The sequence below is a fragment of the Altererythrobacter chaiwopuensis genome, assembly GCF_054957755.1.
Genome location: NZ_JBTXJG010000001.1, coordinates 1,587,592 through 1,609,644, shown reverse-complemented (window position 1 = coordinate 1,609,644; position 22,053 = coordinate 1,587,592). Strand labels below are relative to the sequence as shown.

The window sequence follows — 22,053 nt, the reverse complement described above, 5'->3', positions numbered from 1 at the left end:
CAGGCGGCACCGGTCCCTGTCAGAACCCCGCAGTGTTTAGCGCCTGGTCAAGATCCTCGATCAGGTCCTCAGGGTCTTCAAGCCCCACGTTGATCCGCAGCAAGCCCTGGGTCACGCCCATTTCTTCGCGTGCCTCTTCGCCCATATTGGCATGCGTGGTCGAGGCCGGATGACACATCAGACTGCGCGAATCCCCGATATTATTCGATATATCAATCAGTTGTAGCGCGTCCAGAATGGCGAATGCACGTTCGCGGCTTTGTACATCGAAGGCGAAAATCGGGCCGGCCGCATCCATCTGGCGCATGGCCAGTTCGTGCCGCGGATGGCTTGGGAGGCCCGGATGCAGCATGCGCCCCCCGCCTTCAAGCAGGCGCGGTTCGAGGAACTGGCCCAGCCGAAGCGCGCTCTGGCTTTGCCGGTGCGCGCGCAGGTCGAGCGTTTCCAGGCCCTTCAGCACCACCCAGGCATTGAAGGGCGATAGATTGGGCCCGGTGTTGCGCTGGAATGGCAACAGCACTTCGTTGATCCATTTCTCGCTGCCGCACACGGCGCCCGCCAGCACCCTGCCCTGCCCGTCCATCAGCTTGGTTGCGCTATAGGCCACCACATCGGCTCCGAACTCGATCGGTCGCTGCAGCGCGCTGGTGGCAAAGGCATTGTCGACCACCGTGGTGATGCCATGGGCCCTGGCCACATCGCACACGAATTTCAGATCGACGATGTCGAGCGTCGGATTGGCCGGGGTCTCGAAGAAGAACACCTTGGTGTTGGGCCAGATGGCAGCTTCCCATTCTGCGTCCTCGGCGCTGTCGATCACCGTTGTCTCGATCCCGAAGCGCGGCAGCAAATGATCGACCAGCCAGCGGCACGAACCGAAGGCGGCGCGCGCGGCAACCACGTGATCGCCGGCCGAAAGCTGGCACAGCAGCGCCGCAGTCATTGCCGCCATGCCGCTCGCCTGCGCGCGGCAGGCCTCGGCCCCTTCGAGCAGCGCGATCCGCTCTTCCAGCATTGCCACAGTGGGGTTCTGCAGGCGCGAATAGGTCATACCCTGCGCCTCGCCGGCAAAACGGTCAGCCACCGTCTGCGCGTCGTCGTAAGTATAGCCTGACGTAAGGAACAGCGCCTCGCTCGTCTCGCCATGCTCGCTGCGCCAGGTGCCGCCGCGCACCGCTTGGGTGGCGGGGCGCCAGTGGCGCGTGACAGAGCGGTCCATTCCGGTGGTTTTCTTCATATTGCGGGCGGCTTTAAGCCGCTGCGGCAAGTGCGGCAAGCGGCTTCGGCACCTCTTGCGAGTGCAGGTGCCGCCGGTTATGCCTTGCTGCGATGAGTCAGGCCCCCGTCCACCCGCGTGACCCGCTTGGCCCGACAATTGCCATCGCCGTACTGTTTGCCTCGCTCAGCGCCATACGGCTGACCACGCTCGCCGCTCCCTATTTCGATGAGGTGCATTACCTGCCGGCCGCACGCGAACTGCTGTCAGGCGGCGAGTATATCAACCGCGAGCATCCGCTGCTGGGCAAGACGATCATCGCCGCCGGGATTGCGCTGTTCGGCGACGCGCCGCTGGGCTGGCGGATTTTCCCACTTCTGGCGGGCACGCTGGCACTGATCGCCGCCATGCGCGCGATGTGGCACGCCAGCCTGTCGCGCTTTGCCACGCTGGCATTCGGCGTGCTGCTGGCGAGCGGCTTCATGCTGACAGTGCAGTCGCGCATCGCCATGCTCGACATCTTCATGGCCTGCTTCCTTGCGCTCGCCGCCTGGCAGTTCAGCGCCGCAATCCGCAAGCCCGAACAGGGCCACTGGCGATTGGCCGCCACCGGTGTATTCCTGGGCGCAGCCATGGCTGCCAAGTGGAACGCGGTCCCGCTGGCCATGCTGCCGGGCATCGCCTTCCTCCTTGCGCGGCTGTCGGCCGGGCGGCAGCGGCTGTTTGCCAGCCAGCGCGGCATCCCGGTGCCGGGCATCTCGCTGATCGAAGCGGCTTTGTGGCTCGGTGTGGTTCCATTGGCGGTCTATGGGCTGAGCTTCTGGCCCGCTCTGTTGCTCCAGCCGAATCCGCTTACCAGCGGCGGGATCATCGCCTTGCACCAGGAAATGCTGGCGCTGCAGACGCAGGCACTGAAGCCGCATAACTACCAGTCGACATGGCCCGACTGGGTGCTGAATGCCCGCGCGATCTGGTATTATTACGATGCGCAGGAGGGGGTTCAGCGCGGTGTTCTGCTGGTCGGCAACCCGCTTACCATGTTACTCGGGATTCCCGCACTTTTCTGGTGCCTTGTCAGCTGCATTTCACAAAGGAACTGGGCCAGGATGGGAGTGGTTGCGGGCTACCTTGCCAGCCTTGGGTTGTGGTTGTTCGCAGCCAAATCGGTGCAGTTCTTCTACCACTATTTCGTGCCGCATTTCTTCCTCATGGGCGCGCTGGCGCTGGCGCTCGATGCGATGCGGAATGCCGGGCACCCGCGCCTGGCATGGTTGGTGCTGGGCGCAAGTTGTGCGATTTTCGCGTGGTTCTATCCGATCCTGACTGCTGCCGCGCTCGAAGGTCCGCAGAGTTTCCTCGATTATGCCTGGATCGAGGGTTGGCGGTAGCCCGCACTCAATACCGCCCCCACACGAAGCGGCTGGAGAGAGCATAATTCCATACTGAACCGACCAGGATCCCGGCCAGCGCGGCAAGGAACCAGACCAGCCCCTGCATCTCCAGCAGGGTTGCCACGGCAACATTGGCAAAGCCGCCCACCGCACAGGTGAGGCAGAAGCCGATCCAGCCCTTGAGCATTGCGCCTGCGCCCTTCAGCCGCTGGTCGCGATAGGTCAGCCAGTTGTTGAGGAAAAAATTGAAGCTCATCGCGCTGAGCACGGCAGCGATCTGCCCCACGGCAAAAGCCTCGCCAAAGATGAACAGCACCACGCTCAGCACGGCCATATGCACCAGTACGCCTGCCGCGCCGACCGTTCCGAACAGGGCGAAACGCGTGGGGATCAACCGGCCGAATGTCTTGTCATAGATCCCGGCGAGGAAATCGAACGCGATCGCGCGGTCGAGCTTGCTCTCGCCAGCGCGCCTCGCAGCGAAATCGAGCGGAAATTCCTTGATCGTCAGCCGCCGGTCGGCACTCGCCAACAGGTCGAGCAGGATCTTGAACCCGAAGCCCGAAAGGCGTGGGGCAAGCGAGCGGGCAAGCGCGGTCGGCAGCATGAAATAACCGCTCATCGGATCGGAAAGCTCGACCCGGGTGAGCCTGTGCGCCAGCAGATTTGCAAAGCCGGAAAGCTTCTCGCGCTCCGGATTGTCCCAGTTGGCGGTGCTCGCACCCTCGGCGAAGCGCGAGGCCACAGCAATATCGGCCTCCCCCACTCGCAAGGCAGCCAGCATCTTCGGCAGCAGCGCCGGATCATGCTGGTGATCGGCATCCATCACCGCCACGAACGGGGCGGCGGTGGCGCAGAAACCCTCGATTGCCGCGCTCGCAAGGCCCCTCCGCCCGATCCGCTGGATCACCCGCACCCGGCGATCCTCCAACGCCAGGGCGCGAGCCTCATCTGCCGTGCCATCGGCTGAATTGTCATCGACCACCAGCACTTCCCAGCCGGTATTCCCCAGGGCTGCCGAAATTCGATCGACCAGCGGGGCAAGATTGCCGCGCTCGTTGAGCGTCGGCAGGATTATCGCGAGTTCGAGTTCACCCGCGCCCACCACGTTACAGCCGCTCGCACACCGCCTGGCCGATCGCCTCGCAGCCGTATGTGCCGCCAAGGTCGCCGCCAAGGATCCCGTCCCTGAGCGTGGCCGCCACCGCCGCCTCGATCCGCGCCGCCTCCGCCTCGCGGCCAAAGCTGTGGCGCAGCATCATCGCAGCGGAAAGGATCGTCGCCATCGGATTGGCCTTGCCCTGCCCCGCGATATCGGGAGCGCTGCCATGGATTGGCTCGTAAAGGCCGAATGTGCCGAATTCGGTCTGCCGCTCGCCCAGCGATGCGCTGGCGAGGAGGCCGATCGAGCCGACACACATGCTCGCCTGGTCGGAAAGGATGTCGCCGAACATGTTGCCGGTCACCACCACATCAAACGCGCCCGGTGCCCGAACCAGCTGCATCGCGGCATTGTCGACATACATGTGCTCGAGCGCGACATCGGGATATTCGGCCGACACCTCGATCACCACGTCGCGCCACAGCTGGAAAGTTTCGAGCACATTGGCCTTGTCGACGCTGCAAAGCCGACCCTTGCGCCCTTGCGCCGCGCGGAACGCGACATGCGCGATGCGGCGCACCTCATCTTCGGCATAACTCATCATGTCCCAGCCTTGGCGGCGGCCGTCATCGAGTGTGCGGATGCCCTTTTCGCCAAAATATACATCGCCATTGAGTTCGCGCACGATCAAGAGGTCAATCTCGCGGGCGATTTCAGGCCGCAGCGCGCTCATGTGCTCAAGGCCAGGAAAGGTGGTGGCGGGCCGCAGGTTGGCGAACAGGCTCAACGCTGCGCGTAGGCCCAGGATCGCCTGTTCGGGCCGCAGATGGCGTTCGAGGTGATCGCAGGAAAAATCGCCCACGGCGCCGAACAGGATCGCGTCGCTCGCGCGCGCGGTTTCGAGCGTTGCCTCGGGCAGCGGATGGCCATGCTTGTAGTAAGCCATACCGCCAACATCGCCATAAGCCAGCTCCATGCCCGGCAGGTCGAGATCCTGCAGCACCCGCACCGCCTGCGTGGTCACTTCGGGGCCGATACCGTCGCCGGCGAAAACTGCGATCTTCATTTCCAAACCTTCATGTCTGCATGCGGGCAAGCCGTTCCCGCAACAAATGCCGCGCTGCCATAACATCGCCGCGACGGTCAGCAAGCAGGTAGCGGGCAAGAGGTCCTTCCAGCCGGTCAAAATCATCTAACAGGCCTGCCAGTTCGGTTCCCGTATCCGGGCGGACGCCGCCATAGCCAAGCTCGCGCAGCAGCAGCGCTTCATAAGCGATCATCGCGGGCAACCAGCCACGCGCAGATGGCGCCTGGCACACGGCAGACAGCAGCGCGTCAAGCGCACTGAACAGCGCGGGATAGGGATTGCGTTCAGGCAGCGCCGTTGCGGTGAGCGCGCAGGCCCACGATATGGCCGCAGCTGGCAACGGCTCGCTTAGCCAGGGTCCGCAGCTTTGCGTCAATTCGATCTTCGCAAAGGGCAACTGACTTTCGGACTTCGCGCGAAGTTCGGCCTCCACCCGGTTGCCTGGAATCATCACAGGGCGCAGTTGCCGCCCGCGCCCGCCTGCGACATAGGCGGCCACGAGTCCGAATTTCTCCGTCAGCAGGCGAACGACGCTGGCGGTTTCACCGTGGTATCGAGAAGCAATAAGAATGGCGGGCGCGCGCAGGTCCATTGCGCGGCAGGTTTACTTGGCCGCGAGCCTGGCTTCCAGCGCTTCCAGCCGCGCCTTGAGCGCCTCGTTTTCTTCGCGCGCCTTCTGCGCCATCAGCTTGACGGTTTCGAATTCTTCGCGGGAAACGAAATCCATCCCGCCCATCGCCTCTTTCAACCGTTCGCGCGCGCTGTCGCGCGCCTCGCGCGTCATTCCCGCAAAAGTGCCTGCGGCACTGTTCGCAAGTTTCACGAAATCGGCGATCATCGGGTTCTGGCTTTGCATGCTGGCTAAATGGCCCCGGCTTGGTTCGAAGGCAAGCGCTTCCTGAAATCAGCCCTCGTTCAGCTGGATACGCTGGGTCGCCGGGGTAGAAACATTCTGTTGCCCTTCAGGATTGAGCCGGTGGAACTCGTAATTGAGCAAACCGGCAAACATCGTCCATGCAAAATAAGGCAATAACAGCAGCGCGGCGAGACGCCGCACACGCCAGAACGCCCAGATAACGCCCAGCAAGGTCACATTGACCAGGCCCAACACTACCAGCCCGCCGACAATGTCCTGGTTGCCGAAAAACACTGGCGTCCAGGCGAGATTGCAGACGAAATGCACTGCGAACAGGCCGATCGCAACACCGCGGCCACGCGCCCCCCACGAGCTGGATACCAGCGCTAGAGCTATCCCGATCAAGATATACAGCAGCGTCCAGACGATGCCGAACGCGGCTGGCGGCGGATAGATCGCCGGTTTGTACAAGCTCTGGAACCAGATTGTGTCAGGGCTGCCGAATTGACCGGCGACAAACCCCAGAAGCACGATCAGCGGCACTGTGAACAGTGCCCAGCGGATAAAGCTGGCGCGTAACTGGCTGCGTGACGCGATGACGTTCATTGATACCCCCGAGGCCCCAGAAGGAGCGAATCATTCCAGCTCGTGATGCAGTACGAGATACACCTTACGCAATTGCACGCCAAACCTTGTCCCATAGCGGGATTGGCAAACATATCAGGCGCACTATGGGACGAAATTTCTGCGTCCGTATTTGTAACTTAATCCGCAATCCGCGCGAAACTTGCTTTGAGTGAATCCTGTTCGAGGAGGGGAAAAGGCCTGTCCGATTGCTTTTTGGCAATATCGACAATGCTGTTTTTTCTGATAATTAGCCTGGGATTCTCTTCCTCGCCGTCTTCCGGGGCGCGTTTCGGCGAGGTTGTGTTTAGCTTGAATGTGCCTCGCCCAAAGAGGGGATCAAATTATGAATAAGAAGAATCTTGCTTCCATGCTGGCAGTTGTCGGCGGACTTTCGGTCGCGACCGCCGCATGCTCGCAAGGTGCCGACGAAGCGGCAGATACTGCAGCTGACGAGACTGCGGCATATGCAGAAGGCTGCTGTGCTGCTGCTGAAGGCTGCTGTGCGGCTGCTGAAGGTTGCTGCGCTGCCGCTGAAGGCTGCTGTGCTGCCGCTGAAGGCTGCCATGCCGAGGGCTGCTGCGCCGCCGCAGATTGCTCGGCTGCCTGATAGCTTCGGCATTCTTTACAAGTCCGGCCGACGGCACCTGTTGTCGTCGGCCGATTTGTTTTCTAGAGTAATTTGGCATGACGCCAGCTGCCGCCGCCGCCACCGTTATTGAAACGATCACGCAGATGGCGCAGGAACAGCGCCCGTTGATGCTGCGGGTTTTGCCCGAGGGCAAAGGCAAGTTCTGGAAACACTATCCAGACAAGGATGCGCGCGATGCGCAAACCAAATCACGCTGGTATTACCATGTCCATGCGCCCGGTAGCCGCGATGAAGATGAGCATGGCCATTTCCACCTTTTTCTCCACCGGACCCAGTTGAAAGACGGGCTTGAGCCGATTGCTCTGCCGCCCGAGGGTGAAGACGCGAAAGCGCATGTCACGCATCTGATTGGATTATCGATCGATTATCAGGGCATCCCGCGCAGTTGGTTCGCTACCAATCGCTTCGTCACCAACGAGTTTCTCTACCCCGCCGAGGTGATGATCGAGCATCTTCCGCTCTACAATGTCGATCAAACGAAACAGGATAGCCTGGTCAATCGCTTCGTCACCGCGATGGTGGCGCTTTACCGCGATGAGATAGCCGATCTCCTGCGCCAGCGCGATGAGCGCCAGGCCGAACTGGTCGCAGAGTATGGCGCAGATGCGTACGAGAAAGCGTCGGGCGTCGAAGTGCTCGCTTCGCTACCTATCGATCTGGATGCAAAGATCGAAACGATCGATCTGGCCTAACTGCGCTGTGCGCTGACCAGAAATTCGACATTGCCTTGCGGGCCGGTGATCGGACTTTCGACGATCCCGTCAACGATCCAGCCTGCACCTTCAAGCCAATCGCGCACTTCATTGCATACACGCTCGTGCAACGCAGGATCGCGCACCACCCCGCCCTTGCCCACTTCCTCGCGCCCGACCTCGAATTGCGGTTTGATCAGCGCAACAAGGCGGCACTTGGGCGCGGCGAGCTCAAGCGGACGCTCCAGCACTTTTGCAAGGCTGATGAAGCTCGCATCACACACCACCCAGTTGCAGGGCCGGTCAATCAGTTCGGGGGTAAGGATTCGTGCGCTCGTCTGCTCAAGCACGGTCACGCGCGGGTCCTGCCGCAGCTTCCAGGCCAGCTGGTTGGTGCCGCTGTCGACCGCGAAGACATGTTCGGCCCCGGCTTGTAGCAGCACATCGGTGAAGCCGCCGGTGGAACTGCCGATATCCATCGCCACAGCGCCCGCCGGATCAAGCCCGAAATGTGTCAAAGCGTGTGCCAGCTTGATCCCGCCACGGCTAACCCAGGGATGGTCGCGCCCGCGCACTTCGAGCGGAGCGTCATCCACCAATTGCTGCCCCGGCTTGGCGATCTTCGCCTCGCCGCTGAACACCAGCCCCGCCATGACCAGCGCCTGCGCCCGCGCGCGGCTCTCTGCCAGCCCGCGCTCGACAAGCATCTGATCGATCCGGCGTTTCTTGTTCATTGGGTGCTCTTGGTCATGGACGCGCCCTTGTTCATGGACCTTCAAGCCGTTAGCGCGCATTAAGGCGACATGAAACCAATCTATTTCCAGTTCGTCATTGGGCTAGCGGCAACCTTTGGCGTGGGAACAAGTGCCGCCTGCGCGCAGCAGAACACGGCAGATCAAGCGACATCTACCGGATTGGCCGCTCCAGCGCCAATTCTGCCTGCCGATTACGACGCCAGCTGGCTTGATGCACCGCAAACGCCCGGCGATTGGTCGTATCGCAGAGAAACGGCAAGGAGCATGGCAGGTTTTGGCCCGCCCGGGACGGAAAACCTGCTGGTGCTGATCTGCGAACGCGGAACCAACCAGATAACCCTGCTCGTAGCAGGAAAAGTGGCGAACCCCGTGCTGATGACCGTGCGAACAGAAACGCAGCAGCGCATCCTTACGGCGAGCCAATCCGAGATGGAAATGCCCTTTCTTGCCGCAACCTTTGCCGCCAATGACCGGCTGCTCGACGCCATGGCAATCACCAAGGGGCGCTTTGCAGTGGAAGTCGAGGGTTTTGAGCCGCTCTACATTCCCGCGTGGGCCGAAGTGACCCGCGTCATCGAGGATTGCAGGTAAGGAAAAGCCCGCGAACTTTCGCAGGCAACGGCGATCTATACTGACGTGGGAAAACTTTTTTTCAAGCCTTGTTTTAACGATTCTCTTGAATCACATTAGTGCCTGAGGCCAGCGGCAAAACGCGGTTCTCGGCCCCCGGTGAAACGATGCGGGTCTTGGCTCAAAAGCGCGAAAGGAGGTGATCCGATGTCTCATGGTTCAGCAGAGAGGTCGGCAAGTTTCCGCACGAGGCACTATCGGTAATTACCCCTACCGATAGAGGCTTTGTGAGCGGCACTTCCCGCCGCTGACCATGCGAAAGGCGATCCTCCGACGGGCAGGGTCGCCTTTCTCATTTGAAAAATGCGCAACAGACATTTAGGCGAATTGGAATGGAATTCCTGACAATCCCGCACCCCGCCCCTACTCCCGCTGCCAAGCGCGACGAGGCGCTCAAGAACCCCGGTTTCGGCACGCTGTTTTCCGACCACATGGTCACGATCGAATATGACGAGGCAAAGGGCGGCTGGTACAGCGCCAGCGTGGGGCCGCGCGAAGCGCTGAGCCTCGATCCCTCGGCGGCGGTGCTGCACTACGCGCAGGAAATTTTCGAGGGGCTCAAGGCCTACAAGCAGATCGATGGCGGGGTTGCACTGTTCCGACCTGAAGCCAATGCGCGCCGGTTTAACGCATCGGCTGACCGGCTCGCCATGCCCCATCTGCCAGAAGAACTGTTCCTCGAATCGATCCGCCTGCTGGTCGCGGCTGACCGGGACTGGTTCCCCAGCGTCGAAGGCGGCTCGCTCTATCTGCGCCCCTTCATGATCGCAACCGAGGCTTTCCTTGGTGTCCGTCCGGCCAAGCAATACAAGTTCATCGTGATCGCGAGCCCGGCCGGCAGCTATTTCAAGCGTGGCGCCAAGGCGGTCAGCATCTGGATTTCGGATTACACCCGCGCGGCGCCCGGTGGCACCGGCGCGGCGAAATGCGGCGGCAATTACGCCGCGAGCCTCGTCCCTACAGGGCAAGCCTTCGCCATGGGGCATGACCAGGTGCTGTTCCTCGACGCGGTCGAGCGCAAATGGGTCGAGGAACTGGGCGGCATGAACCTGTTCTTCGTGTTTGACGACGGGCGCGTGGTAACACCGAAGCTGACCGGCACGATCCTGCCGGGCATCACCCGCGACAGCCTGATCACCCTGCTGCGCGAGGAAGGGCTTGAAGTCGAGGAAGGCATGTATTCGATCGACCAGTGGCGCGAGGATGCAGCATCGGGCAAGCTCGTCGAATGCATGGCCTGCGGCACCGCCGCGGTAGTAACCGCGGTAGGCACAGTTGCGGGACCGGATGGCGAATTCACTATCGGCGCGGGCGGGATCGGCCAGACCACCGCACGAATCCGCGAGAAACTGGTCGGCATCCAGAAAGGCGCAGTTGCGGACACCCATGGCTGGGTGATGAAGCTGGATTGACCGACATGACGGATACCCCGTCAATCACCGTCGCCGCGCTTTACCAGTTCACGCGGTTTGAGGATCCGGCGGCATTGCGCGGTCCGTTGCTGGCGCTGTGCGAAGAGGTCGGGATCAAGGGCACGCTGCTGCTCGCGCATGAAGGCATCAACGGCACGATTGCGGGCGGCGAGAATGCGCTCCAGCGAGTGCTCGCGCATATCCGTGCCCTGCCCGGCTGTGCCAATCTCGACGTGAAGTTCTCGCACGCCAGCGAAATGCCATTCCACCGCATGAAGGTGCGGCTCAAGCGCGAAATCGTGACCATGGGCGAGCCCGATATCGATCCCACGAAAAGTGTCGGGCGCTATGTCGCGCCGCAAGACTGGAACGCGCTAATCAGCGATCCGGATACGGTAGTGATCGACACCCGCAATGACTATGAAGTGGCGACCGGCACATTTCGGGGCGCGGTCGATCCGCACACCAGCAGCTTCCGCGAATTTCCCCAATGGTTCCGCGCGCACCGCGATGAATTGCTCAGCGGCAAGATAAAGGTCGCCATGTTCTGCACCGGCGGCATCCGCTGCGAGAAATCGACCAGCTTCCTGCGCCAGGAAGGCATCGAGGACGTCTATCACCTGAAGGGCGGCATCCTCAAATATCTCGAGGAAGTGCCGCAGGATGAAAGCCTGTGGGACGGCGAATGCTTCGTGTTCGACGAGCGCGTGACGGTGCGTCACGGGCTCGAACAGGGCGATTATGGGCTGTGCCGCGCCTGCCGCCGCCCATTGAGCGCGGCGGAGCAGGCATCGCCAGATTTCGTCGAAGGCATCAGCTGCCCGCATTGCATCGGCGAGCGCGACGAGGCGCAGCGCGCCCGCTATGCCGAACGTCAGCGGCAGGAAGAGCTCGCGCGGAAACGCGGAACCTCGCATGTCGGTGCCGAGTTTCCTCCAGAGGAATGACAGTACACCCGGTCCTCTACAGCTTCCGCCGCTGCCCCTATGCCATGCGCGCGCGCATGGCGCTGTGGATTGCGGGAATCACCGTGAGCTTGCGCGAAGTGAAGCTTGCCAGCAAGCCGCCCGAGCTGATCGAGGCGTCCGAAAAGGCGACCGTTCCGGTGCTCGTCCTGCCGGATGGGACAGTACTCGATGAAAGCATCGAGATCATGCGCTGGGCGCTGGCGCAGGATGATCCCGAATCCTGGCTGGCTGGCGATGACCGTGAATTGCTGGCGATGATCGATGGGCCGTTCAAGCATCACCTCGACCGCTACAAATACCCCACGCGCCATGGTGATTGCGACCCCCTGCCCCACCGCGCGGCGGGATATGACATCCTCCTGCAGCTCGATGCGCGGCTGGCGGATCAGCCGCAACTATGCGGGGCAGAGCGGGCTTTGGCCGATATTGCGAGCTTCCCGTTTATCCGCCAGTTCGCCAATCATGACCGCAGCTGGTTCGACGCCCAGCCAATCCCGCATCTGCAGCGCTGGCTCGAAACCCACCTCGCCTCCGAACTCTTTTCCAGCGTGATGCCCAAATTCGCGACGTGGAAGGCTGGCGACGAGCCGGTGAACTTCGGCCCTAGTCCTTTGGGCACAGCTTGAGCTGATCGCGCAGCGCATCGATCAGCCAGCTGGTCGCAGGGCCGGGGCGCGCATCGCGCCGCCAGGTGGCGCTGAGCGTGTAGAAAGCGCCCGGCTTCTCCGGCAGGTCAAGTTCGACCAGCCGCCCCGCGGCCAGATCCTCGCGCACCGCATGGCGCGGCATATTGCCCCAGCCGATCCCCTGCTTGAGCAGCGCGTGTTTCGCGCCAAGGTCGGCCAACCGCCAGGTCAGCGGGCTGAGCACGGAGAATTCGCGCCCTTCGGTCAGCGGTGAACGGTCTGACAGCACAAGTTGCAAATGCTCGCGGCTTGCCCCCGGCGCTATGTTGCCCGCCGCCAGCGGGTGATCCGGCGCAGCAACCGGGACCAATTCGATCTCGCCGATCGCCTGGCGTTCGAGCGCCGGATCCTCGCTCACCACCGGCCCGGCTACTGCCAGATCGGCCTCGCCATCTAGCAGGCAGGCGGTGACAGCCCCCAGCGCTTCGATATTGAGCCGCAGCGCCACGGTCGGAAACATGCGGCGGAAATCGCGCAGCACCGCAGCGGCGGCCTCACCCGGCACCATCACGTCAAGCGCCAACGCAACATCGCTTTCGAGACCTGCATGAAGGCTGCGCGTTTTGGCGAGCAAGGCGTCCGAAGCCTCGGTAATGGCGCGCGCTTCGGCCAGCAATCCGCGGCCTGCCTCGGTCAGCACGGGCTTTCGCGAACCCTCGCGCGAAAACAGCGAGACGCCGAGCTGCGCCTCCATCTGCTGCACGCCGTAGCTGATCGCGGAAACCGCACGGCCCATGCGCCGCGCGGCGCCGCCAAAGCTGCCCTCTTCCTCAACGGCGAGGAAGATGCGGAGCTGGTCCAGGGTCGGTTCGCCCAGTTTCATTGTTCAGAATATTCGAACATCTTGAGCAATTTTATCGCGGTTTTCAGGATACGGTGCAAGAACTATCTCAGCGGTCACAACCTTACTCCAGCAGGAGACAGACAATGATCGAACTACGTCCTTTCGAAACCCTTGGCGCGGCCAATCACGGCTGGCTCGATGCGCGGCACCACTTTTCCTTCGCCAGTTACCATGATCCGGCACGGGTCAACTGGGGTGCATTGCGCGTGTGGAACGATGACCGGATCGCGCCGAAAAGCGGCTTTCCCACCCACCCGCATAGCGACATGGAAATCATCACCTATGTCCGCAGCGGCGCAATCACCCACCGCGACAGCATGGGCAATGAAGGCCGCACCGAAGCGGGCGACGTGCAGGTGATGAGCGCCGGGCGCGGCGTGCAGCATTCCGAATTCAACCTCGAGGATGAGGAAACCACGCTGTTCCAGATCTGGATCATCCCCGACGAGCGCGGAGGAGAGCCAGGCTGGGGCGCACGCAAGTTTCCCAGGGGTGATCGCGCAGGTGCCTTCGTGCCGCTCGCCAGCAACGCCGCCAATGATGGCGACGCTGCCGCAGGGGCACTGCCGATCCGCACCGATGCCCGCGTGCTGGGTGCCACGGTTATGGCAGGTGAAAGCGTGACCTATCGCCCCCGCGATCCCTCGCGCCACCTCTATCTCGTGCCCGCAACGGGCAAGGTGAAGGTCGAGGATGTCGAAGCAAACGCACGCGACGGTATCGCCATCACCAATCAGGAACAGGTCACCATCACCGCGCTCGAGGATTCCGAGCTCGTATTGGTCGACGCCGCCTGATCCGGACCCCCTCGCCGCTCCCCTGAACCCCCTCCCCCACAGGGGAGCGGCACCCCCACAGTACAAAGGACATTCCCATGACCAAAATCCTCCACATCACTGCCAGCATTCGCTCTGATGAATCGGTTTCGCGCGATCTCAGCGCGCGGCTGGTAAGATCGCTTGCCGAAAGCCACCGTGCTGCGGTGACTACCCGCGATCTCAGCGCGAACGACCTGCCCTTCGTTTCGGCCGAGCGCTTCGGCGCCAACCTCACCCCGGCAAGCGAACGGACGGCCGAACAACAAGAGCTGGCAACCATTGCCGACGAGCTGATCGCCGAACTGCAGGCCGCCGACATCATCGTGCTGGGCGTGCCGATCTACAATTTCGGCGTTCCGGCCACGGTCAAGGCCTGGGCCGACCTCGTCGCCCGCGCTGGAACCACTTTCCAGTACACGGCCAATGGTCCGCAAGGGCTGCTCAAGGGCAAGAAGGCCTATCTCGCCATCGCTTCCGGAGGTACGCCTGTCGGCAGCGACTTCGATTTCATGACCCCGTGGCTCAAGTTCTTCCTTGGTTTCCTCGGCATCGAAGTGATCGCCCATGTCGCGGCTGACGGGATCATGGGCCAGGATGGAGAGGCGAAAATCGCAGCAGCCAAATCGCAAGCCGTTCAACTCGCAGCCTGACCGGGCCTGGCAATCGAAGGGAATTTTGAATGACAAGTTTGACCGAGAACCCGACTACCCCGCAGCAAGACTGGATGGCGCTGGTGGCGCGCATTTTTCTCGCCGCGCTGTTCATCATCGCCGGCCTGGGCAAGCTGGCCGATCCCGCAGGAACGATCGGCTACATCGCATCGATTGGCCTGCCGCTGCCGAGCGTGGCCTATGGCGGCGCGGCAGCGTTGGAAGTGCTGGGTGGCCTAGCCGTGCTGATCGGCTTCAAGACGCGGCTTGCCGCCCTCGCAATCGCCGGTTTCAGCCTGGTCTCCGCGGGTATTTTCCACAACCAGCTGGGCGACCAGATACAGTTCGTGATGTTCATGAAGAATGTCGCGATCGCCGGCGGCTTCCTGCTGCTCGCGGCTTTCGGGCCGGGCCGCTACTCGATCGACCGCAAATAAGCACCCGCTACCGATCTTCACGGCACCGGAGGGCACGCCGCCTTTCCGGTGCCGCGATGTCAGTCGATACGGGGTCTAAGCCGGCCGTCATGCGGCAGCCGCGCTTCCAGCGCGGCATAATACTCCGGGCGCCGCGGATATTTCACGCTGAGCATCAACAACAGGCCCAGCAATACGCCTGCGGCCACGACCAGGAAGATCGAGGGCAAGCCGCCCAGCCCATCAATCCGGCTCAGCATGAAGGCCCCGAAAGAGATCCCGAAATTCGAAACCGCCATGTAGATGGTGAACTGGGTGGCGGCCACAGTCGCATCGCACAGCCGCATCGAAATCGGCAGCAACGCCACCGTCAGCAGGATATCGAGCGAGATCCAGGCATAGACAAAGCCCATGAAAACGGTCCGGTCACTCCAATAAGGCACCGAAAAATACATCGCTACGCACATCGCGATCTGGGCGAGCATCCATCCGATGACCGTTTTCTTGGCCCCGAACCGATCACCCAGCCAGCCGCCGAGCGATAATCCCAACAGTCCTGCCAGGATGCCACTTGTTGCGGTGAGCGCGGAAATCTCGCTCTCGTTCCAGCCGAGGTAATTGGCACCGATCAGCGGGGTTGCGCCGGTCAGCCCCCCATAAAGGATACCGCGCCCGAACAGCACCGGCAGCCACAGCAGGCTGGCAGGCTTGCCCAGCGCCAGGAAGGTATTCTTGAGGATCGGCCACCAGGCACCGACCTGAATCGCGAGATTGCGTCCATGCGGCTGCCCCTCGTCCCAAGGAAGGCGCCGTTCGCCCTCGCGCTCCCTGAATGCAGCAATGTAGGCGCAGAGGGCGAAAACCAGGACCGCAATCAGCCCGTAGGCAGCGGGCGCTCCATATTGGCCGATCACCGAGCCTGCGATTGCGGTGGCGGCAGCAATCCCGATCGATTGCCCGCCGAACATCATCCCGCTGCCCCGCGAGCGTTCGTCTTCTTCCATGATGTCGACCGCCAGCCCGTCGACGGCAACGTCCTGGAAGGTGGTAGCCATGTTCACCACGAAGCCGATCGCCCCCAGCACCGCCACTTCCCCGACTCCGGGATTGAGCAGCATGGCAACCAACAGGCCTGCGATCATCACCGATTGCGAACCTAGCAACCAGATACGCCGCCTGCCCATCGGCAGGAAGGTATATCGGTCCATCAGGAAACCGTTGAAGAATTTGAGTGACCAGGGAAGCGCAGTGAGCGCCAGGACCGAGCCGACGTCTTGCGCCGGTGCGCCATTGGCTGCCATCCAGGCAGGAATCGCGAACCAGAACAGGCCTATCGGCAGGCCTTGACCGACATAGAGAATGAAGAGTGTAAACAGGCGCAGCCGCCTGCTGTGGGCGAGGATCAACCCGCTTTGCCCCGCAATTGTCGCCATCAGCCCCCCAACTCGCCCATATCGGGCACGCGAGCGACCGCTTGACAGGAAAACTACCTATATCTCCCGATTGCGCAAGGCAGTTGTGTTTTCGCCTTAAAAGCGGGTTTTGACCAGGAGCGGCTTGAAGATGTTCCGGCTGGGCCGCAGCACGATGATCGCCACACCCACCAGCGCCAGGGCGCCGCCCGCCAGCAGCCGCCAGCCGATCGGGTCATTGGTGATGATCGCCCCGAACACGATCGTCAGCAGCGGGGTGAGCAGCGTAAGCGGAACGACCAGGTTCGCGTCATTGTCCTGTAGCACCTTGAAGTAGGCGGTATGCGCGCCCACCGAGACGACGATGCTGGCGAATACCAGGGCTGCGGCTATTTCGCCTGGCGCGGCCATGACCGCGCTAACCTGGCCATGCTCGAGCATTGCCGATAGCGGCGCCAGCACGATGACGGAGGCCACGCCCGACCATGCCTGCATTGCGCGCGCGGAAATATCGATCTGCTTGAAGAAAACCGATCCGAGCGCGCCGATCACTGCGGCAGCAAACAGGAACAGCACGCCCGCACCTCCGCTCATTGCAGAGGGCGAACCCATTGCCATCAGCACCCCTGCCAGTGTCATCAATATGCCGAGCCCGCGGCGCCAGCGCACCCGCTCCCGCAAGAAAATCATTGCGAAGACAACCGTCATTGGCGCCCCTGACAGGCTGATCACCCCCGCCACCGAAGGCGAGGCGGTTTCCAGGCCAATGAACAACAGTGCAAAGGAGCCACCGCCGATGGCAAGCCCGATCAGCAGCACCTTGCCCAGTTCCTTCGGCAACGGACGGAGCAGATAGGCCAGCGCCAGCGCGACCAGCCCGGCACGCGCGCAAGCGTAGAACAGCGGCGGCACGGCCAGATCGTCGACCACGATCTTGCTCACCACCACGTTGAGTGCCCACACGAGGTTGCACAGCATGAGAATCAGGATGGTGCGCAGGCTCATGGCGCCTAGTGCCTTCAATCGCGCCGCTCAGGCAATCCCTTGCGCAGTTCATCGAGCCATACGTCGGCCACCGCATCGGACGGCGCGCGCCAGTCGCCGCGCGGGCTGAGCGCCCCGCCCGCACTCACCTTGGGCCCGTTGGGGATCGCGCTGCGCTTGAATTGGCTGAAAGCAAAGAAGCGGCGGATGAATTTCTCCAGCCAGCTGGCGATCGTGGCGAGATCGTACTGGTTCTTCTTCTCCTCAGGGAAATCGGCCGGCCACTGGCCACTTCGCACATCCCGCCACGCGTGCCACGCGATGAACGCGATCTTGCTAGGCCGCTGGCCCCAGCGGATGGTGTGGTGGATGAAGAAATCATTGAGTTCGTAAGGCCCGATGATGCTTTCGGTGCTCTGGATCGCGCCGCCTTCGCCCGGTGGCACAAGCTCGGGCGAAATCTCGGTATCGAGGATCGAGAGCAGCACTTCGTCAGTTGCGGGATCGAACTGGTCGGTGCTCACCGCCCAGCGGATAAGATACTGGATCAGTGTCTTGGGAACGCCCGAATTGACCGCATAATGGCTCATCTGGTCACCCACGCCATAGGTGCACCAGCCCAGAGCGAGCTCGCTGAGGTCGCCCGTGCCGATCACGAAGCCCGAATGGTGGCCGGCAAGGCGGAACAGGTAATCGGTGCGCAGCCCCGCCTGGACGTTCTCGAAGGTCACATCATGCACCGGCTCACCGTCAGCGAAAGGGTGCTTCATGTCTTCGAGCATAAGTGTAGCCGCCGGCCTGATGTCGATCTCCTCGGCAGTAATGCCCAGCGCATTCATCAGCTTCCAGGCGTTCGACTTCGTATGATCGGAAGTCGCAAAGCCGGGCATGGTGTATCCGCGAATGGTGCTGCGCGGCAGGCCCATACGGTCACAGCATTTTGCCGCCACGATCAGCGCATGGGTCGAATCGAGCCCGCCCGAAACTCCGATTACCATGCTCTTGGCGTGGGTTGCCTCCAGCCGCCGCATCAACCCGTCCACCTGGATGTTGAAGGCTTCGTAGCAATCCTCGTCGAGTTTGTGCTGGCGGTTGGGCACAAAGGGGAAGCGGCGGATCGGCCGCACCAGCCCGCGATCTCCTCCGGTGGGCGCGAGTTCGAAACTGATGGTGCGGAAACTGTCCTCGGGCCGCCCCGCTGCCTCGGCGGCATCGTTGAAGGTCTGCATCCGCGCGCGCTCGGCCAGGATGCGCTCGCAATCGACGTCGGCAATGCACAGCTCGGCATTCAGGCTGAAACGCTCGCTTTCGGCCAGCAGATCGCCCAGCTCGTAGATCATGCCCTGCCCGTCCCAGGCAAGATCGGTGGTGCTTTCGCCGTGCCCGCTGGCGCAATAGAGATAGGCGGCAACGGCGCGCGAGCTTTGCGCCCGTGCGAGCAAGTGACGCTCATCGGACTTGCCGATGGTGATATTGCTCGCGGATAGATTGGCCAGCACGGTCGCGCCCGCCAGCGCCCCCTGCGTGGAAGGCGGCGTGGGCGCCCAGTAATCCTCGCAGATTTCGACGAACAGCTTGAAACCCGGCAGGTTCCCGGCGGCAAAGATCAGGTCGGTGCCAAACGGCACCTTTTGCCCTGCCACCGCTATTTCCAGCCCCCTGATCTCGCGGCCATGGGCAAACCAGCGCTTTTCATAATATTCGCGATAATTGGGCAGGAAACTCTTCGGGACCACACCCAGCAGGCGCCCGCGCGCCACCACCGCCGCGCAATTATAGACCCGGCCGTTGTGCCGCAGCGGCGCGCCCACCAGCAGTACGGGATCGAACTTCGCGCTTGCCGCCACGATATCGGCAAGCCCTGCCTCGGCCGCATCGAGCAGGGCCGATTGCAGGTGCAGATCGTCGATCGCATAGGAAGAGATGCACAGCTCCGGGTAAACCACCAGGTCGACCCCGGCATCATGCGCGCGCTCCGCCTCGGCCAATATGCCAGCCACATTGTAGCTGACATCGGCGGTGCGCGTTTTGGGCGTGCTGGTGGCGACCCGCACGAATCCATGGCGCCGCATGTCGTAAAAGGGATGCGCGCGCCCTTGCTCTGCTCCACTATCCTTTGAGGATACACTACCCGACGCACCGGTATCTTCACCGGGAGCAGGCTCCAGCCAGTCCTCGGGCGCGCAAATGCCCAGCTCCGCCAGCCGCTTCTGCACCGGCCCCCTGGCAATCTTCCCTTTGGATTCCCAGCCATAGACCGTGCGGCTGGGCCAGGGATCGCCAAATTTGATGCCGAATTCCTCGGCTGAAAGCGGCGGGTCCTGCCGCTCGCGCCACTCGCGAATCTTGTATCCTGCCAGATGCATGTATTTATCAGTATCCTATAAGGATACATATGACAAGCCCACCTATCCCCTGCCAAAGCAAATGCAACCGTCCGTCGCACTCGTGCCGCTTGCACAAGTGACCGCAATCCCCCAGTTTTCATAAGCAACGAGAAAACGCTACGCCAAGGGAGCTGCATGCATGGCCGATACCTATACCCCGCCCAAGGTCTGGACCTATGACAAGGAATCGGGCGGGCGCTTTGCCAATATCAACCGGCCCACCGCCGGCGCGCGCGAAGACAAGGATCTGCCGGTTGGCGACAATCCCTTCCAGCTCTATTCGCTGGCGACGCCCAATGGGGTGAAGGTCACCATCCTGCTCGAGGAACTGCTCGAGCTGGGCCATAGCGGCGCGGAATATGACGCCTGGACGATCAATATCGGCGAAGGCGAACAATTCACCAGCGGCTTTGTTTCGCTCAACCCCAATTCCAAGATCCCTGCGCTCGAAGATCGCAGCGGCGACAAGCCGTTCCGGGTATTCGAATCAGGTGCGATCCTCCTCCACCTGGCCGAGAAATTCGGCGAGTTTCTGCCCACCGATCCGGCCGCGCGTGCCGAAGCGATGAGCTGGGTGTTCTGGCAGGTCGGAACCGGCCCCTTCATCGGCGGGGGATTCGGCCATTTCTACGCCTATGCGCCGGAGAAATGGGAATATCCGATCAACCGTTATGCGATGGAAGTGAAGCGCATTTTCGACGTCGCCGACCGGCGCCTGGCACAAAGCCGCTTCCTCGGCGGCGACGAATATACCATCGCCGACATGGCGAACTTCCCCTGGCTTGCGCCCTTCACCACCGGCCACATCTACGAGGATGCCAAAACCTTCCTTTCGATCGACGAATACAAGCATGTCGGGCGCTGGGTGCAGGAGATCTTTGCCCGGCCTGCAGTGTGCCGCGGGCGGATCGTCAACAAGACCTGGGGCGATGAGAATACGCAGCTGCGCGAACGCCATTCAGCGAAGGATTTCGAAGGCAAGGATATTTAACCGCATTTGTGCGTTTGGCTTGGCGGGCGAGCGTGATACCGCTCGCTTTCCTGACCTGGCGGAGAGCGGTGCTTGGCTTACACGGCGCATGAGCGCATCGGACTGAAGGAGAAGCTGGGCTATGGCGTGGGCGACCTCGCCTCTGGCCTCTATCTCAATTTCTTCGGCGTCTTCCTGTTCTACTTCTTCGTCAACCTCAATGGCGTGGCGCCCGCCGCCATCGGGCTGATGCTGCTGCTGACCAAGCTGGTCGACGCCGTGACTGATCCGATGATGGGGATAATCGCCGATCGCACCCGCACCCGCTGGGGGCGCTATCGTCCCTATCTGCTGTTCGGCGCAGTCCCCTTCGGCCTGTTCGGAGTGATGGTGTTCGCGGTGCCGGACTTCGGCCCCACCGGCAAGCTCGTGTGGGCCTATGTCACCTATACGCTGGCCATGCTGGTCTATACCGCGGTCAATGTGCCCTATGGCGGCTTGCTGGGAGTGATCTCGCCCAGTGCGGCGCAGCGCGGCAGCGTGACCGCCTACCGCATGTTCTTCGCTGCGCTGGCAGGCATATTGATCGGCACGCTCGGCACCACACTGGCGCGCGAGCTGGGCGGCGGTGACGAGGCACGCGGCATCATGCTGACCATGGGCTGCATTGCCGCGCTTTCGACCTTCTGCCTGCTGGCCACCTTTGCCACCACCAGGGAACGGATCGTACCGACTGCCGAGAACGGCTCGATCGGGGGCGATCTCAGGGAATTGCTGCGCACCGGCCCGTGGATCGCCGTGGCCATTGCCGCGATCCTGGGGGTCACCGCGATCGCGGCGCGGCAAGCGAGCGCGTTGTTCTATTTCGAATATGTGGTGGGGGATGAGGGAGAAACGATGCTGGGCTTCCTCGATCGCCCCGCGCTGTTCCTCACCGCGCTCGCGCTGGGGCAGGTAACTGGCGTGATCCTGGCCAATTTCCTCCAGCGCCGCTTCGAAAAGGCGCATCTCGTGATCGCCGCCGGCGCACTCAAGGCCAGCGCGATACTGCTGTTCTATGTCCTGCCGCTCGATGCGGTATGGCCGCAAACCGGCGTGCAGTATTTCGTCGGCATCGGCTTCGGCATGCTGATGGTGCTGGCCTATGCCATGTTCACCGACATCGCCGAATATGTCGACTGGCGTTCGAGCAAGCAGATGACCGGGCTGGTCGTCTCGGCATCGATCTTTGCGGTCAAGGCCGGGGTGGCTTTCGGGCTGGCATTGCCCGGCTTCGTGCTCGACATGACCGGCTTCGTCGCCGGGGCGCAGCAGAGCGAGCAAGCCATGCTGGGGATCAACCTTGCCTTTGCAATCATCCCTGCCGCTTTGCTGATTCCCGGCGGCATCGCGATGCTGTTCTATCATCTGGACAGGCGCATGATTGCGACGGTTGAACGCGAACTGGCGCAGCGCCGCATAGGGCCGGCGTGAAGCCCCTTCACATTGCGAACAGAGCCGC

The 22,053-nt window shown here is 62.2% G+C and carries 23 protein-coding genes; 12 read left to right on the top strand and 11 right to left on the bottom strand.

The features are described 5' to 3' along the window. Positions 1-19: 19 nt before the first annotated feature. Positions 20-1,237, bottom strand: a complete 1,218-nt coding sequence (locus tag ACX2DJ_RS08000) for a trans-sulfuration enzyme family protein (RefSeq protein ID WP_462571948.1) — start codon at positions 1,235-1,237, stop codon at positions 20-22. A gap of 92 nt (positions 1,238-1,329) precedes the next feature. Between ACX2DJ_RS08000 and ACX2DJ_RS07995 the strand changes: the two genes are divergently transcribed. Beyond that, positions 1,330-2,604 carry a phospholipid carrier-dependent glycosyltransferase gene (locus ACX2DJ_RS07995; protein ID WP_462571947.1) on the top strand — a complete coding sequence of 425 codons (1,275 nt, stop codon included), beginning with the start codon at positions 1,330-1,332 and terminating at the stop codon, positions 2,602-2,604. Between the two features lie 7 nt (positions 2,605-2,611). Here ACX2DJ_RS07995 and ACX2DJ_RS07990 read toward each other — a convergent pair whose 3' ends face one another. The 5 genes from ACX2DJ_RS07990 to ACX2DJ_RS07970 are packed head-to-tail and all read right to left on the bottom strand — an operon-like array spanning position 2,612 to position 6,258. Next, positions 2,612-3,712 (bottom strand): glycosyltransferase, encoded by a 1,101-nt coding sequence (locus ACX2DJ_RS07990; RefSeq protein ID WP_462571946.1) that lies wholly within the window; start codon positions 3,710-3,712, stop codon positions 2,612-2,614. 4 nt (positions 3,713-3,716) lie between these two features. Then, positions 3,717-4,775, bottom strand: coding sequence for a 3-isopropylmalate dehydrogenase (gene leuB, locus ACX2DJ_RS07985; RefSeq protein ID WP_462571945.1), 1,059 nt, complete (start codon positions 4,773-4,775; stop codon positions 3,717-3,719). 10 nt (positions 4,776-4,785) lie between these two features. After that, complete coding sequence (gene recO / locus ACX2DJ_RS07980; protein ID WP_462571944.1) at positions 4,786-5,388, bottom strand: DNA repair protein RecO; 603 nt, start codon at positions 5,386-5,388, stop codon at positions 4,786-4,788. Between the two features lie 12 nt (positions 5,389-5,400). Beyond that, positions 5,401-5,652: an accessory factor UbiK family protein gene (locus ACX2DJ_RS07975; RefSeq protein WP_462571943.1), complete on the bottom strand. Its 252-nt coding sequence runs from the start codon at positions 5,650-5,652 to the stop codon at positions 5,401-5,403. Positions 5,653-5,700: 48 nt separating this feature from the next. Beyond that, complete coding sequence (locus ACX2DJ_RS07970) at positions 5,701-6,258, bottom strand: TspO/MBR family protein (protein ID WP_462571942.1); 558 nt, start codon at positions 6,256-6,258, stop codon at positions 5,701-5,703. A 485-nt stretch (positions 6,259-6,743) separates the two neighbouring features. Between ACX2DJ_RS07970 and ACX2DJ_RS07965 the strand changes: the two genes are divergently transcribed. Beyond that, positions 6,744-6,998, top strand: a complete 255-nt coding sequence (locus ACX2DJ_RS07965; protein ID WP_462571941.1) for a hypothetical protein — start codon at positions 6,744-6,746, stop codon at positions 6,996-6,998. After that, the gene (locus tag ACX2DJ_RS07960) at positions 6,964-7,620 is read left to right on the top strand and encodes a DUF6969 family protein (RefSeq protein ID WP_462571940.1); all 657 of its coding nucleotides are present in this window, start codon (positions 6,964-6,966) and stop codon (positions 7,618-7,620) included. Before ACX2DJ_RS07965 ends, ACX2DJ_RS07960 begins: the two co-directional genes overlap by 35 nt. On the opposite strand, the gene ACX2DJ_RS07955 is transcribed toward ACX2DJ_RS07960, so the two are convergent. Further along, the gene (locus ACX2DJ_RS07955) at positions 7,617-8,354 is read right to left on the bottom strand and encodes a TlyA family RNA methyltransferase (RefSeq protein WP_462571939.1); all 738 of its coding nucleotides are present in this window, start codon (positions 8,352-8,354) and stop codon (positions 7,617-7,619) included. The two genes, ACX2DJ_RS07960 and ACX2DJ_RS07955, sit on opposite strands and share 4 nt — an antisense overlap. A gap of 69 nt (positions 8,355-8,423) precedes the next feature. Here ACX2DJ_RS07955 and ACX2DJ_RS07950 point away from each other — a divergent pair, with 69 nt between their 5' ends. The 4 genes from ACX2DJ_RS07950 to ACX2DJ_RS07935 all read left to right on the top strand — a co-directional run bounded on the left by ACX2DJ_RS07950 (position 8,424) and on the right by ACX2DJ_RS07935 (position 12,011). Beyond that, positions 8,424-8,966, top strand: a complete 543-nt coding sequence (locus ACX2DJ_RS07950; RefSeq protein WP_462571938.1) for a hypothetical protein — start codon at positions 8,424-8,426, stop codon at positions 8,964-8,966. A 371-nt stretch (positions 8,967-9,337) separates the two neighbouring features. After that, positions 9,338-10,417 carry a branched-chain amino acid aminotransferase gene (locus tag ACX2DJ_RS07945; RefSeq protein ID WP_462571937.1) on the top strand — a complete coding sequence of 360 codons (1,080 nt, stop codon included), beginning with the start codon at positions 9,338-9,340 and terminating at the stop codon, positions 10,415-10,417. Between the two features lie 5 nt (positions 10,418-10,422). Beyond that, the gene (trhO, locus tag ACX2DJ_RS07940; RefSeq protein ID WP_462571936.1) at positions 10,423-11,364 is read left to right on the top strand and encodes an oxygen-dependent tRNA uridine(34) hydroxylase TrhO; all 942 of its coding nucleotides are present in this window, start codon (positions 10,423-10,425) and stop codon (positions 11,362-11,364) included. Beyond that, entirely contained in the window at positions 11,361-12,011 is a 651-nt protein-coding gene (locus tag ACX2DJ_RS07935; RefSeq protein ID WP_462571934.1) for a glutathione S-transferase, read from the top strand. Before trhO ends, ACX2DJ_RS07935 begins: the two co-directional genes overlap by 4 nt. Here ACX2DJ_RS07935 and ACX2DJ_RS07930 read toward each other — a convergent pair. Beyond that, a complete protein-coding gene (locus ACX2DJ_RS07930) occupies positions 11,989-12,894 on the bottom strand; it encodes a LysR family transcriptional regulator (RefSeq protein ID WP_462571932.1) in 906 nt (301 codons plus the stop codon). The genes ACX2DJ_RS07935 and ACX2DJ_RS07930 overlap by 23 nt on opposite strands. A 104-nt stretch (positions 12,895-12,998) precedes the next feature. Here ACX2DJ_RS07930 and ACX2DJ_RS07925 point away from each other — a divergent pair, with 104 nt between their 5' ends. From ACX2DJ_RS07925 to ACX2DJ_RS07915, 3 genes are all read left to right on the top strand, one after another. After that, positions 12,999-13,712 carry a pirin family protein gene (locus tag ACX2DJ_RS07925; RefSeq protein WP_462571931.1) on the top strand — a complete coding sequence of 238 codons (714 nt, stop codon included), beginning with the start codon at positions 12,999-13,001 and terminating at the stop codon, positions 13,710-13,712. A gap of 77 nt (positions 13,713-13,789) precedes the next feature. Beyond that, on the top strand, positions 13,790-14,383 hold the full coding sequence (locus tag ACX2DJ_RS07920; RefSeq protein WP_462571929.1) for an FMN-dependent NADH-azoreductase: 594 nt from the start codon (positions 13,790-13,792) through the stop codon (positions 14,381-14,383). A 29-nt stretch (positions 14,384-14,412) separates the two neighbouring features. Beyond that, entirely contained in the window at positions 14,413-14,820 is a 408-nt protein-coding gene (locus ACX2DJ_RS07915) for a DoxX family protein (RefSeq protein ID WP_462571928.1), read from the top strand. 59 nt (positions 14,821-14,879) lie between these two features. On the opposite strand, the gene ACX2DJ_RS07910 is transcribed toward ACX2DJ_RS07915, so the two are convergent. From ACX2DJ_RS07910 to ACX2DJ_RS07900, 3 genes are all read right to left on the bottom strand, one after another. After that, complete coding sequence (locus tag ACX2DJ_RS07910) at positions 14,880-16,232, bottom strand: MFS transporter (protein WP_462571927.1); 1,353 nt, start codon at positions 16,230-16,232, stop codon at positions 14,880-14,882. A 96-nt stretch (positions 16,233-16,328) separates the two neighbouring features. Continuing rightward, on the bottom strand, positions 16,329-17,216 hold the full coding sequence (locus tag ACX2DJ_RS07905) for a DMT family transporter (RefSeq protein ID WP_462571926.1): 888 nt from the start codon (positions 17,214-17,216) through the stop codon (positions 16,329-16,331). A 14-nt stretch (positions 17,217-17,230) separates the two neighbouring features. Beyond that, positions 17,231-19,267 carry an NAD(+) synthase gene (locus tag ACX2DJ_RS07900; protein WP_462572572.1) on the bottom strand — a complete coding sequence of 679 codons (2,037 nt, stop codon included), beginning with the start codon at positions 19,265-19,267 and terminating at the stop codon, positions 17,231-17,233. A gap of 454 nt (positions 19,268-19,721) precedes the next feature. On the opposite strand from ACX2DJ_RS07900, the gene yghU reads away from it, so the two are divergent. Beyond that, on the top strand, positions 19,722-20,573 hold the full coding sequence (gene yghU, locus ACX2DJ_RS07895; protein ID WP_462571925.1) for a glutathione-dependent disulfide-bond oxidoreductase: 852 nt from the start codon (positions 19,722-19,724) through the stop codon (positions 20,571-20,573). Between the two features lie 72 nt (positions 20,574-20,645). Further along, positions 20,646-22,025, top strand: coding sequence for an MFS transporter (locus ACX2DJ_RS07890; protein ID WP_462571923.1), 1,380 nt, complete (start codon positions 20,646-20,648; stop codon positions 22,023-22,025). The last annotated feature ends 28 nt before the right edge of the window (positions 22,026-22,053 follow it).

What these genes read in the sequence shown, in the direction of transcription:
- ACX2DJ_RS07915 (WP_462571928.1), top strand. Translation starts at nt 14,413, where the DNA reads ATGACAAGTTTGACCGAGAACCCGACTACCCCGCAGCAAGACTGGATG.
- ACX2DJ_RS07930 (WP_462571932.1), bottom strand. Translation starts at nt 12,894, where the DNA reads ATGAAACTGGGCGAACCGACCCTGGACCAGCTCCGCATCTTCCTCGCC.
- yghU (WP_462571925.1), top strand. Translation starts at nt 19,722, where the DNA reads ATGGCCGATACCTATACCCCGCCCAAGGTCTGGACCTATGACAAGGAA.
- ACX2DJ_RS08000 (WP_462571948.1), bottom strand. Translation starts at nt 1,237, where the DNA reads ATGAAGAAAACCACCGGAATGGACCGCTCTGTCACGCGCCACTGGCGC.
- recO (WP_462571944.1), bottom strand. Translation starts at nt 5,388, where the DNA reads ATGGACCTGCGCGCGCCCGCCATTCTTATTGCTTCTCGATACCACGGT.
- ACX2DJ_RS07970 (WP_462571942.1), bottom strand. Translation starts at nt 6,258, where the DNA reads ATGAACGTCATCGCGTCACGCAGCCAGTTACGCGCCAGCTTTATCCGC.
- ACX2DJ_RS07950 (WP_462571938.1), top strand. Translation starts at nt 8,424, where the DNA reads ATGAAACCAATCTATTTCCAGTTCGTCATTGGGCTAGCGGCAACCTTT.
- ACX2DJ_RS07920 (WP_462571929.1), top strand. Translation starts at nt 13,790, where the DNA reads ATGACCAAAATCCTCCACATCACTGCCAGCATTCGCTCTGATGAATCG.
- trhO (WP_462571936.1), top strand. Translation starts at nt 10,423, where the DNA reads ATGACGGATACCCCGTCAATCACCGTCGCCGCGCTTTACCAGTTCACG.
- ACX2DJ_RS07975 (WP_462571943.1), bottom strand. Translation starts at nt 5,652, where the DNA reads ATGCAAAGCCAGAACCCGATGATCGCCGATTTCGTGAAACTTGCGAAC.
- ACX2DJ_RS07925 (WP_462571931.1), top strand. Translation starts at nt 12,999, where the DNA reads ATGATCGAACTACGTCCTTTCGAAACCCTTGGCGCGGCCAATCACGGC.
- ACX2DJ_RS07965 (WP_462571941.1), top strand. Translation starts at nt 6,744, where the DNA reads ATGCAGAAGGCTGCTGTGCTGCTGCTGAAGGCTGCTGTGCGGCTGCTG.
- ACX2DJ_RS07960 (WP_462571940.1), top strand. Translation starts at nt 6,964, where the DNA reads ATGACGCCAGCTGCCGCCGCCGCCACCGTTATTGAAACGATCACGCAG.
- ACX2DJ_RS07935 (WP_462571934.1), top strand. Translation starts at nt 11,361, where the DNA reads ATGACAGTACACCCGGTCCTCTACAGCTTCCGCCGCTGCCCCTATGCC.
- ACX2DJ_RS07905 (WP_462571926.1), bottom strand. Translation starts at nt 17,216, where the DNA reads ATGAGCCTGCGCACCATCCTGATTCTCATGCTGTGCAACCTCGTGTGG.
- ACX2DJ_RS07995 (WP_462571947.1), top strand. Translation starts at nt 1,330, where the DNA reads ATGAGTCAGGCCCCCGTCCACCCGCGTGACCCGCTTGGCCCGACAATT.
- ACX2DJ_RS07900 (WP_462572572.1), bottom strand. Translation starts at nt 19,267, where the DNA reads ATGCGGCGCCATGGATTCGTGCGGGTCGCCACCAGCACGCCCAAAACG.
- leuB (WP_462571945.1), bottom strand. Translation starts at nt 4,775, where the DNA reads ATGAAGATCGCAGTTTTCGCCGGCGACGGTATCGGCCCCGAAGTGACC.
- ACX2DJ_RS07945 (WP_462571937.1), top strand. Translation starts at nt 9,338, where the DNA reads ATGGAATTCCTGACAATCCCGCACCCCGCCCCTACTCCCGCTGCCAAG.
- ACX2DJ_RS07955 (WP_462571939.1), bottom strand. Translation starts at nt 8,354, where the DNA reads ATGAACAAGAAACGCCGGATCGATCAGATGCTTGTCGAGCGCGGGCTG.
- ACX2DJ_RS07910 (WP_462571927.1), bottom strand. Translation starts at nt 16,232, where the DNA reads ATGGCGACAATTGCGGGGCAAAGCGGGTTGATCCTCGCCCACAGCAGG.